At 46.3% G+C, this 11,633-nt stretch carries 9 protein-coding genes; 2 read left to right on the top strand and 7 right to left on the bottom strand.

Features of this window, described 5'->3' with window-relative positions:
• Positions 1-142: 142 nt before the first annotated feature.
• The 7 genes from SPM24T3_RS25965 to dinG all read right to left on the bottom strand — a co-directional run bounded on the left by SPM24T3_RS25965 (position 143) and on the right by dinG (position 8,394).
• Positions 143-280, bottom strand: coding sequence for a hypothetical protein (locus SPM24T3_RS25965; protein ID WP_237713112.1), 138 nt, complete (start codon positions 278-280; stop codon positions 143-145).
• 61 nt (positions 281-341) lie between these two features.
• A complete protein-coding gene (locus tag SPM24T3_RS17965; protein WP_009638218.1) occupies positions 342-1,517 on the bottom strand; it encodes a hypothetical protein in 1,176 nt (391 codons plus the stop codon).
• Positions 1,518-1,742: 225 nt separating this feature from the next.
• Positions 1,743-2,510 carry a hypothetical protein gene (locus tag SPM24T3_RS17960; RefSeq protein ID WP_009638217.1) on the bottom strand — a complete coding sequence of 256 codons (768 nt, stop codon included), beginning with the start codon at positions 2,508-2,510 and terminating at the stop codon, positions 1,743-1,745.
• 82 nt (positions 2,511-2,592) lie between these two features.
• The gene (locus SPM24T3_RS17955) at positions 2,593-2,922 is read right to left on the bottom strand and encodes a hypothetical protein (RefSeq protein WP_009638216.1); all 330 of its coding nucleotides are present in this window, start codon (positions 2,920-2,922) and stop codon (positions 2,593-2,595) included.
• 312 nt (positions 2,923-3,234) lie between these two features.
• The gene (locus SPM24T3_RS17950; RefSeq protein ID WP_009638215.1) at positions 3,235-5,097 is read right to left on the bottom strand and encodes a M3 family metallopeptidase; all 1,863 of its coding nucleotides are present in this window, start codon (positions 5,095-5,097) and stop codon (positions 3,235-3,237) included.
• A gap of 80 nt (positions 5,098-5,177) precedes the next feature.
• Positions 5,178-6,140 (bottom strand): DNA-binding protein YbiB, encoded by a 963-nt coding sequence (gene ybiB, locus SPM24T3_RS17945; protein WP_009638214.1) that lies wholly within the window; start codon positions 6,138-6,140, stop codon positions 5,178-5,180.
• Positions 6,141-6,231: 91 nt separating this feature from the next.
• Positions 6,232-8,394 (bottom strand): ATP-dependent DNA helicase DinG, encoded by a 2,163-nt coding sequence (dinG, locus tag SPM24T3_RS17940; protein WP_009638213.1) that lies wholly within the window; start codon positions 8,392-8,394, stop codon positions 6,232-6,234.
• A 272-nt stretch (positions 8,395-8,666) separates the two neighbouring features.
• Here dinG and ompC point away from each other — a divergent pair, with 272 nt between their 5' ends.
• Together ompC and SPM24T3_RS17930 are read left to right on the top strand one after the other, a co-directional pair.
• Positions 8,667-9,773: a porin OmpC gene (gene ompC / locus SPM24T3_RS17935; RefSeq protein ID WP_009638212.1), complete on the top strand. Its 1,107-nt coding sequence runs from the start codon at positions 8,667-8,669 to the stop codon at positions 9,771-9,773.
• A gap of 205 nt (positions 9,774-9,978) precedes the next feature.
• A complete protein-coding gene (locus SPM24T3_RS17930) occupies positions 9,979-10,788 on the top strand; it encodes a 5'-nucleotidase, lipoprotein e(P4) family (protein WP_009638211.1) in 810 nt (269 codons plus the stop codon).
• The last annotated feature ends 845 nt before the right edge of the window (positions 10,789-11,633 follow it).

Below are 11,633 nucleotides of genomic sequence, written 5' to 3'. Positions count from 1 at the left end.
AATGAAGGCATTGTAATAAAAGATCTATATTATCTATAGACCGTAAAACAGCGACCCTCAGAAAACTTCAACTCCATAATGCTCGCCTTTAAAATGAATTTTAACCGCCACGGAGTGGCCAAAAGCTAAACTTGATAGCCACCTAATTTCTTTTATTTCCGAGTATTGCTGCACTCGAGGCATAGGTCTTCTCAAGAAATTCCATTTTCAGGTTATTAATAAAGTTAATTTCAGAAGCCTTGTTATACTTTTTAATATCTATTTCTTTCTGGTCGTCCATGATGCATCCCTCTAAACATTATGGGATCACAATCTATAAACTTAAAAAAGTCGCTTGAATATTAAACAATATAGGGCGTATAGCCTGTATCATGAAAAGCAATAACAACTTCCCCTGAATTGCCAAAGGCATCAGTGACAGTTACATAGGCATTATTAATATTATCGCTCCAACCACGTTTGACCAAGTCAGTTTCACGAAGCTGAATATTATAAACATAGAGAGTAATTCCGCGTGCATCCTTACCTTTTAATTGGCTTGACTTAATTAACTGTTCCCCTTTAGGCCGAGATGTATACCATGTATTGATACCGGTCCAATTATTGGTCGTTAAACGTATCGGATAATCAGTTCCTATTGCGTCAGCCGAGGGATCTGGGGTTCTCACTACAGGTTCAACCCACCAACCGTAAGTATCATAGCGTTTCCCTTTCCAACCAATCCAGGCACTGCATTCGCCCTCAGGTTTTTTACTGGTTTCGCCTTTCACTTTAAAATCAACCAATTCATAACGAGGATCGCTAATATACTTTTGGCTTCTGATTAACATTGGAGCATAGGTGCAAGGAGCGTTGCTGGTTCCTGTAGAACCTGAGTCCCAATGGAAATCAAGCCAACTGTGATCAATCCAGTTCAAATTAGTAGGTACTTCCCACAGACTTTTGTCACTGTAGTAAATTGCTTGTATAGCGTTAATTGCCAATATAACCTTTGGGAAATTCTTAACATCACCGCTAGTATCAACATAAGTATCAGGATAAAAATCTTTACTCAAATGACTGAGCCGCGCATAGATATCAAAATTGTTAAAGTCGTTAGCCCATACATAGAAAGTCATAGTGTGGGTATACCGTGCTTTTTCAGTATAAGGAATACTCTCTTGATAAACATGTGAATCAGTATAATTTACTGCTTTACAATATTTTGTCTTAACATCGGTATAACTCAAACTTGAATTATCATAGGCTTTAAACAGCAATTCTTTGCCACTTGCTACGTCATACAAGCATAAACAGTGCAATAACTCTTCGGGTGCAAGATTAGCCGGCTCTTTATTCGAGTCCCCAACAAACATATTAAGACTTATTTTTACACCTACTTGATTTTGCTTATTAGCATGAATAGTCGCCACCTGTGCTGCAGTTCTGTCCAGGAACTCTATTTTGAAATCACTAACAAACGTTACATCTGAAATGCTGTGTACTTTTAAACCAAACATCGTTTTTTGATCATCCATGGTAATTCTCCTTGTTTACATATTTGTGAGTAAAATTCAATACGAACATCGTTATAATAACCATAAACTTGATAATTAAATCCGCTCACTCTTTATTTTGTTTGTTATATGACCTCAACAAAAAACATGGATTTAAAAACCAGTTTAAGGAAGTTTTTACAGAATTAATGTTAATACTCCTAGAAAATACTTAGGAATATTAACACTTGAAAATTCACATCTAACTCAAGAAATATAATATTTATAGTTTTCTTTCTCGAAGCAAATATCTACGACGCCAGAGTTGCCAAAAGCATCCGTCACCGTGACTGAGGCTTTATTAATTTCATCATCCCAGTAGGATTTATACGCATCACCAGCATGAATTTTAATGTTAAAGAAATATATAGTAATGCCTTTTTTATCATAGCCACTTAGAAATTGATTTGTTATGAATTCATTGTATGTGGTATCAACATAATAAGATGTACATACGCCAAGGTGACCAGGAGTAGTAATAAGTTTATGATCCTCATAACCAATTGCTCTTGTTTGAGCACCTGGCGCTCTTAATTTAGGCTCAACCCAACAACCGTAAATGTCATAATTTGACGATCCTGTCCAGCCAATCACAGCACTACATTGCCCTGACATAGCAAGAACTGATTCTCCAGTTACTGCAAAATCTACAATTTCATAGCGGTTATCAGCATGATACTTCGCACTTTCAATTAATGATGAGGCATAAGAGCACGATGCGTAATCGGTTCCACTACTCATCGCCAACCATTTAATTGGCATTTGATCCGTATCGATCCAGTGTTTGTCTTCAGTGGGCATCTGCCACATGTTCTTATCACTGTAATCAATAGCTATAATGGCGTTAATTGCCAACGTCACTTTTGGGAAATCTTTAATGTTGCCACTCGTATCAACATAAGATTCTGGATAAACATTTACGTTTAAATTACTGAGTCGAGCATATATATCGAAAGTTTTAAAGTCATTAGCCATAACATAAAAACGATACTGTGAGTATATTTCAACTCTTCAGCAGTTGGATCATTACCTTGGTAAATCTGCGAACCTGAATAATCTACCGCTTTACTGTAGGAGTTTTATCATTGGTATAACTCAATCCAGAATCATCATGAGATTTAAACAAGAGTTCCTTATCACTGGCGACGTCATACAAGCTCAGACAGTGCAATAACTCCTTTTCTGTAATATTGGCAGGCTGTTTATTGTCATCACCAATAAAAATATTAAGACTCAGCTTAATGCCTACTTGGTTACTCTTGTTGGCATGGATGCTAGCGACTTGTGCATTAGTTCTATCGAGAAACTCTATTTTAAAGTCACTGACAAATTTCACATCCGACATCTTGTCAATTCTCATACCATATGCTGTTTCCGGTACGTTCATTTATTACTCCACTGGTTAATTGTTAAAATTCAGAACCTGCGGCCTCTTCGAAATAATCAAGGACCGAATCGGGCTGGATAAAAATTAGCACTGGAGTAAAAAGCATACCAATCAGCAAGTATCACAAAATCAATAATGAGGTTTAAGGCTAATTATGAGTTTCTATCTAAGAAAAGTGAGATTGGAAAAGATTTTTAAGGCGGGATAAGTAAAAAAAAACCTCTTATCGCGTTACCGATAAGAGGGGAGATATCATGTTAACCGTTATTTAGTCGATATTTTATCGATGTCATTTAGTATCGACGTTATAACTTATCGACGTAAATAGGTTTGCTCGACAAAATCAGCGAAGTCTTGGCACATTGCATCATCGCCTTCGGCGTTATCAGCCAGCACGCGTTTGCCGTCTACCACTTTAATATGCACGTTGAGATCAAAATCAGCTGCCGTTTGCTCACGAGTAGCGGCCTGAGCAATGACCTCCTGAGCATCCTGCCACGCACTTTCAACCGTCTGGTTGCAGGCCTCGGCCAAATAATCAGGATTAAAACCTTCGCCAGTCAAGCTACGCAGCGTTTCGTCGTGACTCACGCTGTTACCCGGCGTCCAATAATGTTTTGCCAGATCCGGTCCAATCGCCGCATTGTCAGTCAGATAACCATCGCGCTTAAGGAAGAAGGCGCGAGTTTGCTCCACCGCCATCAGTGCCAATAAATAGCCCTGATAAGAACAGGCAGATTCTAGCGACAGCAAATGTGGCACCGCCAGCGTCGGCCTTGGGCTGCCTGCAACACCAAGAATATGGGTTTCAACATCACGAGCCAATGCAGTGATAGCTTCAGGCGTACATTTCTCTTCAGGCCATTGATAAAGCTGCCATTCAAAATATGGCATCAGCAGAATATGGCGTTCGTTGAATGCCCGCATCGGCTGGCGCGCCGCAATGCTTTCCTGAATCAACGCATCCGGCACCGACTCACCCTGCTCATTTTTGGCATAGCGTTTCAACCAATCGGCATCGTCTAGCAGGCTGTCGCAAAACATCGACTGTGTTTCCGCATAAGCCATTGAAGTCGGTGGAAACTCCATCGAGAAACAAGGCGCATTTTGACGAATGTTGGCGAAATGTGCAGCATGGCCGCCCTCATGGAACAAGGTCGCTAAACCCGTTGCGCCGCTGCCCACCTGGTCCGGTTTCGCGAGGCTGGTAAAGTTAATCACCGCCGGTACCCATTTGCCCTGATCGACAAACGGCGGTACCGGTCCATGCATGAAACCATTCTCGTATTTACCTTCGCGCACCAGCAAATCGAGCTGCATTTCTGCCCCGTTGAACCCAATGTGCAGGCGCTTAAAGCTGTTGATCCAGCGGCTTAGCGAGTCGGCAAACGGGAAATAGGGGTCCAGCTGACGTGTGACATCTCCAGCACTGGCATAGCGAATATTCCATGGCATCAGCGCGCCGTCGCCTGCACGATCCACCAGCTCATTCAAGCTGCGCACGTTGGCTTCGCGAGTCTGCTCCTCAAAACGGTCGAGAATGGCAAACAGTTGCTCGGGGCTCATCTGCTCGGTTTTATTTACTTTGTAATCAAAGTAGTTACGGTATCCCTGCTGACGTGCAAAGCGATTACGCAGGGCGATAAGTTCAGGAAAACCGTTAACGAGCAGCCACTGCTCTAACTCACGCAGGGCGATTTGCGAACTGCGACGATACTCTTCGTTTTCATTGGTGGCCTGATTGGTCAGCAGCTCGCCGAGTGAGGCGTTGACCAGCTCGCCCTTGCTGTTGGTGTGCATCAGTTTGTGCAGCTTGCGTTTGCCGTAAAGCGTCGACTCTGCCTGAATTATTTCTTCGAGCAGCGCCTGAGCCTGCGGGTCTTCAATCGCATTGCAATCAAAAAAGCGATACCAGCCACGCAGGCCGGTCAGCAATTGTTGCTGTGCCTCGCTTTTTGGCTCAGCCTCCACGGTTGCAATATGATCGCGCAGTTCTGCCAATCGAGCCGGATTGGAAATAAAACGTTTAAAAACCGTTTCAGCATTGGAAAATCTATCGGAAACATCGTGGTCTCCGGTGCCCATATAGTTCTGCCAGAACAGCTCTTCTTTCGTTTTGTGTACCTTCAGATAGTCGTGATTCAGTGCGGTGAAATATTCCTGTGACTGTTTCATAGCGTCCTTCTTGGCTGAAAGTAAAAGAAATTATGCTTTGAGTGTAAGTTCAGACCCAATGTCTGTCGACAGTCCAGCCGCTAAAAAAGCTGCTCGACCAGCATGAGGGCTTCTGCCAAATCTGGCGCAAGTTTGGTAGCAACCAGACAACAGGCGAGCTGATGCAAAATGGCCTGTGGGACGGCAACTTTTGCTTCAAGACAGCCTTGAATCCAATCTGCGGTGGTTTGGGCATCTTTGGCAGCTGGCAGATTTTGCGCACTGAATTCCTGCCGTTCGAGCAAGATTTTCTGTTCACCGTGACCAATAAGATGAACTGGCGCGCTGCGTAGCGGGTTAGCGTACACTTCGCCTTCAGTTCCCTGCGAGAGCAGAGCAAGCCCGCCAACGTCTTGGAAGAAAGAGGATACTCGCTGGATATATTCAGGATGAGAGACACTGGCCAATCTCAGCGCAGGTTGATCAATAAACGGCGTTGCCAGCTTGGCAAGGGTATGGCTGCTGTTCCGCACCCCCATCTGCCAGCGTAGCTGTAACTGCTGGTCGATCGGTGGGCAAAGTATCGAAACCGGGATAAACACCGGACCGCGACCTTCATTGAGCATGGCCTGCGCTTGCTCGGCGCAATCAGCGGCTTTAATACCCAGTGCCTGGAAAATTTCATAACTAGTGATGCGGCCCGGATCTGAAGTCACACCGTGAACAATCACCGGCAAACCTAGCCGGTGCAGCAAAATTGCCAGCAGCGGGGTCAGGTTAGCCTGCTTGCGCGCGCCGTTATAGCTGGGAATGACCACCGGCATCGGGCGCTCGGCGGGAGCTTGCAGCCTGAGAGTCTGCTCTTCCATTGCCTGATAAAAACCCAGCATTTCCTGCTCGGCTTCGCCCTTGATACGAAAGGCAATTAACAAACCACCGAGCTGCAAATCAGGCACTTCACCTGCCAACATTAAACGGTACAGCTCTAAAGCCTGTTCCCTGTCGAGATCGCGGGCATGATTTTTACCGCGTCCGACTTCTTTAATAACTTTTGTGAAATCCATTGTGCTTTCCTCACCTGCGAATAACACCAGCATAACTCAGCCAATGGCGGGGAGAAACCTTGCCGTTACCTCGCAGATAAGGAAAGCAGGACTAACGTTTACGACGCGCTTTGACCACTTTGGTTTTGGTTAACGGAATATATTTTCCGAAACCAGGCTCTGGCATTTCGCGCTGTTCGATAGGGAAAACTGGCAGCGCGGCCAGCAGTCTGGAGCCGTAATTTTTAGTGATCAAGCGGCGGTCATAAATCACGATTTCACCGCGACACTCATGACTGCGAATCAATCGCCCTACTTGCTGAATCAGATTGAACGAGGCGCTAGGCAAGCTCTGCACTTCAAAAGGGTAGCGTTTCAGTGTTTTCAACCACTCGCCCTCGGTGAGGATTACCGGGCTGTCGATCGGTGGGAAGGCAATTTTGTGGATGTGCACCTGAGTCAGCAAATCCCCTTTGAGATCCAACCCTTCGGCGAAGGACTGTAACCCCACCAGCACACTGACTTTTCCAGCCTCAACCCGTTTACGATGCTCTTCAACCAACCGATAGCGTGGTTGATCGCCCTGCACTAATAATATCAGGCGCAGGTCTGGCATTAATTCGACAAACTGCTGTAACGCACGATTGCTGGCAAACAGTACCAGCATGCCGCGATGTTTTTCTGTTGCCAGTTCAGCGCGGAAGAAATCGCTCATTTCCTGAATGTGCTGTGCCTCGTTAGCCATTAACGGTTCGGTGCGCATCTGCGGAATAACAATCTTTCCCTGCTCGACGTGATTGAACGGCGAATCGAGGCTGATAAACACGTCACCAGCCTTCTCGTTCAGGCCACTCATTTCTTGAAGACGTGAAAAACTGTTTAACGAACGCAGCGTCGCCGACGTCATCACTACGTGCGGTATTTTGCGCCACAGCATTTTCTCAAGCTGCTCGCTGACGCGGATCCCGACACAGTGGAACACCAGGTGAGTCTGATTATCGAAATATTCGCGCGTCACCCATTTGCCGATAGGCGCATTGGAGGCTTTCTCCAGCGCCGCCAGCCGCCAGAGTTTGCTCATGGTTTCGAGGTAACCCAGCATTCTGCTCATTTGCAAAATAGCGCGATGCAGGCGCAGCACGTCATGCTTGCCGGTTTTTTCACTCAAATCGTTGAGCATAAACTCGGCCAAACCACGTAGCGCATCCGTCAATTTAAACTGACGGGCGCAAAGCTCGGTCAATTCTGGCGGCAAAATACCCATTTCGAAGCGATATTCGGCTTCCGGCTCGTCTGGCAGTAAAAACTGATTTACTTGCTGCTCAATCAGTTGCAGCAGTTCGCGCATCTCGGCGGTATGGTTTTGCAGACGCTCGGCATTGGCCAGCGGTGGCGGATTTTTCGGCGTAAACAGTGCAATACACTGCTCGAACTGACGAACAAAGTTGTCGAGTTGGAGATGGTTCCAGACGGCGGTAATTTCTGCATCCACTTCCAGCGCATCGCGCGCCACATCAGGTAGATGATGGCCCTCGTCGAGCACCAACAGTAAGTCTTTGGCATTGGGTAATACTGATTCAGACTCCAGCGCAGCCATCACCAGCGCGTGGTTGGTCACCACCACATCGGCACTTTCAATCTCTTTGCGCGCCACAAAATACGGGCATTCTCGGAAATAATGACAATTTCTCCCCAGACAGTTGGCTTTATCTGTGCTGAGTTTTTGCCAAAGCGGGTCCTGAATCGTTTGTTTATAATGGTCGCGCAGCCCGTCCCACTCATAGCGACTTAGCGCCTTCTCAAGCGTTGAACAGAACTGCTGTTCTTCACCGCTGGAAGGGGCAAGCTCGTCACCTAAAAACAGGCCGAGATCGCCCTGTGCATTTTCGGTGCTCATCATTGACAGGTTACGCGGGCAAACATATCGTCCACGACCAAACGCCCCGGTAAATTTGAGGTCTGGAATGATTTTCTTTAACAGCGGCAGATCTTTACTGAAAATCTGATCCTGCAGCGCAACGTTGGCGGTGCTGACCACCAACGGCTTTTCTTCTGCTCGACTAACGGCAATCCCAGGGATGAGGTAGGACAGGGTTTTTCCTACGCCCGTTGGTGCCTCGATAGCGAGGTGTCGGGCTGAATCACTGGTAAATGCCTTTGCGACCTCGGCAATCATCTGACGCTGAGGGGCACGGGAGATAAAATCCGGGATTTGCTGCTGCAGGGCTTTGTACCACTGGCTTATCTGATCTTTTACTGCGGAGGACAGCGCCATGCATCTCTTATCATTTTCATAGGTTGTCGCTATTGTCCCACACTCGCCCGCCTACGTCAGCCGTAAATTAAATAGCTACCACCATTATTAGCTAGCTTATTAAAATCATTGAGTTAAAAAATCACCTTCCTATTTCAATGTCATAAATTGATCACATTAATAAGGTAAAAAACTCTCGCTGTAAAAACTTCCACTCATAGATGGAAATAACAGCATTGATGATGACTAGCGTCCTTTAATTAAAATTGTTGTTACCAAAAACAGGGTTAAAAATGAAACGTAATATTTTGGCAATATTAATCCCATCATTATTAATTGCCTCAGGCGCACACGCAGCGGAAATTTATAATAAAGACGGAAATAAACTCGACTTTTATGGAAAAGTGAAGGCCGAACATTATTTTTCTGATGCCATCAGCAGTGACGGCGATCAGAGTTATGTACGTTTTGGATTTAAAGGCCAAACAAAAATAAACGATCTGATGACCGGATATGGCCAATGGGAATATCAGGTTGCAGATAACGTTTCTGAGGCACAGGGAACCAGCACTGGCACCAAAACACGAATCGGTTTCGCCGGTTTGAAATTTAGCCAATACGGTTCTTTCGACTATGGCCGTAATTACGGCGTGCTCTACGACGTGGCAGGCTGGACCGATATGTTCCCGGAATTTGGTGGTGATGGTTATACCAAAGCCGACCGCTTTATGACCGGGCGCGGCAACGGCATGGCAACTTACCGCAACCGCAACTTCTTTGGCCTGATTGAAGGGTTGAACCTGGCGCTGCAATATCAGGGTAAAAATGATGACAGCAGCTCGCGCTCAGCCACGGCATCCAACGGCGATGGTTATGCCGTTTCTGCGACCTATGACATTGGGGCCGGAATTAGTGCAGGTGGCGCTTACACTTCTTCCGATCGCACTAATACACAGTCTAATTCAACTTTAGGTAAAGGCGATAAAGCCAATGCCTGGAACGCCGGTCTTAAATACGATAATAACGGTGTTTATTTAGCCGCTCTATATGCGCAGACTGAACGCATGGTCGGTATTTCTGTTCCAGCGGGTGTATCAAGCTTGACTAATTCAGCCGTCAGCGGCTATGCCGATAAAACTCAAACCTTCGAAGCTGTTGCGCAATATCAGTTCGATTGGGGTCTGCGCCCTTCTCTTGGCTATGTTCAGACCAAGGCAAAAGATATTGAAGGCGTAGGCGATGCTGACCTGATTAAATATATTGACGTGGGCACGACCTATTATTTCAACAAGAACATGTCAACTTTTGTTGATTATAAAATCAACCGTCTTAGCAACGATAATAAATTGGGCCTAAATAATGACGACGTGGTTGCCGTAGGCCTGGTTTACCAGTTCTAATAATAAGACCTTGCATCAATATCATTTCATTTTACCTTCGCCGGGCTCATCCCCCGGCTTTTTTTGTCATATGAAAAGCTTATCCACGTCAAAAATCTGCTCGTAAGTACTTTTACAGCCCGCTGAATCTGCTAAAGTTTTTCTGACCCACGCCTGGGAGCAACAAACTTCTTAATTTCCCCATCACAGGATGATAACGATAATGATGAAGAAAGCCTCGCTGTACGGCACGAGTGCCCTGGTTTTTCTGGCACTGACCGGTTGTGCACAGCAAACAAAATCAGACGCCAACGCACAATTAAATGACCAGTCAGTAATGGCGCTAAACTGGTTCCAGCAGTCGGGTGAATATCAGGCTCTGGCCTATCAGGCATTTACCACCGCAACCTACGCCTTTGACAAAGCACAGTCTCTGACCGGTAAACAAAAAGCCGTCGTGGTTGACCTGGATGAAACCATGATCGACAACAGCGCCTACAGTGCGTGGCAGGTCAAGGCCAATAAGCCATTTGATGACAAGAGCTGGTCGCGATGGACTCAGGCGAAACAGGCAAACGCGATACCGGGTGCGGTCAGTTTTGCCCAGTATGTTGATAGTCACGGCGGGATCATGTTCTACGTATCAAACCGCAGTCAGAAAGATTATGCCGCTACGGTTGCCAATCTTCAGCGTCTTGGTTTCCCGAACGTTACCGAAAAAACGCTACGTCTGAACTCAAATACCTCGAATAAAAAGGCCCGTTTTGATGCAATCAAAAGCGAGGGTTATAACATCGTGTTATATATCGGCGATAATCTGAATGACTTTGGCGCCGCGACTTACCACAAAGGTAATGCCGAGCGCCGTAACTTTGTTAACGGCAACCACAACCTGTTTGGCACTCAGTTTATCGTGTTGCCTAATCCGCTATATGGCGATTGGGAAAGCGGTTTAGCTCCTGATTACAACAAGTTGACTCCTGAACAGAAGTTAAAAGTCAGAGATGATGCTTTGAAAGCGTGGGACGGGAAGTAATCGGCTAGACCAAGTCTGGTCTGGTTTTAGATTGGGAATCTAAAGGCAACTTTTTGTGCTGCGCACGGCACTTAATGCTGCGCATGGCCTTTAGCTTAACTTCAAATTCAACTTCAACTTCATGCGCTTCGCTTACTGGGCTGCGGCCCAGACCGCCTTAAGGGTGGCCCTTGGGCCGCCACCCTTAAGAATCCCGGGCCCCTTTTCTCGCGACCAGATTGGTGCAAAAAAAGTAGATCGTTTCAGCAGCCCACGTGCGTGGCGTTGGCCACGGCCCTGCGTGCTGCCTTCACTCAGTCGGGAGCCAAAAACGTCTCCCTTTCCTTCGCTCAGCGTAGGCCTGAGGCCGCCAAAGCCGCTAAAAAGAAAAACCGGCAACTCCACGGCGGTCAAAAGCCGATCTCACAAAGATAGGTCTCTTAGGTTTGTTCGAGACTAAATATAACTTTTGATTTCGTTTCTGAATTAATAAAACCGATGTTCGCAGAACGTCACCCTCAAAAGAAAATTTTTGTCAGAAGGAAGGTCTTTTGACCTCAGCTTAGGTTGCCGGTTTTTCTTTAATAGCCCTGATTGGCGGCCTCGGGGCGGCGCTGAGGGAGGGAGAAAGACGCTTTTGGCTTTCGAACGAACGAGGGGACCGCGCAGCGGCGCGACCAACGCCACACACGGTGGCAACTGAAACGAACTCATCGTCTGGTGCCGTACAGGCAAACGACACCATAAGGGCGCGGAGATGCAAGAGGGCTCGCCCTGGAGACCTCTTGCCCGGTTCCGGCACTGCCGGTTAAATATCCATTGAAATAAGTGAACCGGAAAAACTCCTCGGTGATCATTGACCTTAA

This window comes from Serratia sp. M24T3 (assembly GCF_000257645.1).
In the GTDB taxonomy this organism is placed as follows: Bacteria; Pseudomonadota; Gammaproteobacteria; order Enterobacterales; family Enterobacteriaceae; genus Rouxiella.
The sequence above is the reverse complement of the archived record's forward strand: the minus strand, read 5'-3'. Positions and strand labels throughout refer to the sequence as shown.

Excerpts from the sequence above, each read along its gene's own strand:
- ompC (WP_009638212.1), top strand. The coding sequence starts at position 8,667 with ATGAAACGTAATATTTTGGCAATATTAATCCCATCATTATTAATTGCC.
- dinG (WP_009638213.1), bottom strand. The coding sequence starts at position 8,394 with ATGGCGCTGTCCTCCGCAGTAAAAGATCAGATAAGCCAGTGGTACAAA.
- SPM24T3_RS17930 (WP_009638211.1), top strand. The coding sequence starts at position 9,979 with ATGAAGAAAGCCTCGCTGTACGGCACGAGTGCCCTGGTTTTTCTGGCA.
- SPM24T3_RS17965 (WP_009638218.1), bottom strand. The coding sequence starts at position 1,517 with ATGGATGATCAAAAAACGATGTTTGGTTTAAAAGTACACAGCATTTCA.
- SPM24T3_RS17955 (WP_009638216.1), bottom strand. The coding sequence starts at position 2,922 with ATGAACGTACCGGAAACAGCATATGGTATGAGAATTGACAAGATGTCG.
- ybiB (WP_009638214.1), bottom strand. The coding sequence starts at position 6,140 with ATGGATTTCACAAAAGTTATTAAAGAAGTCGGACGCGGTAAAAATCAT.
- SPM24T3_RS17960 (WP_009638217.1), bottom strand. The coding sequence starts at position 2,510 with ATGGCTAATGACTTTAAAACTTTCGATATATATGCTCGACTCAGTAAT.
- SPM24T3_RS17950 (WP_009638215.1), bottom strand. The coding sequence starts at position 5,097 with ATGAAACAGTCACAGGAATATTTCACCGCACTGAATCACGACTATCTG.
- SPM24T3_RS25965 (WP_237713112.1), bottom strand. The coding sequence starts at position 280 with ATGGACGACCAGAAAGAAATAGATATTAAAAAGTATAACAAGGCTTCT.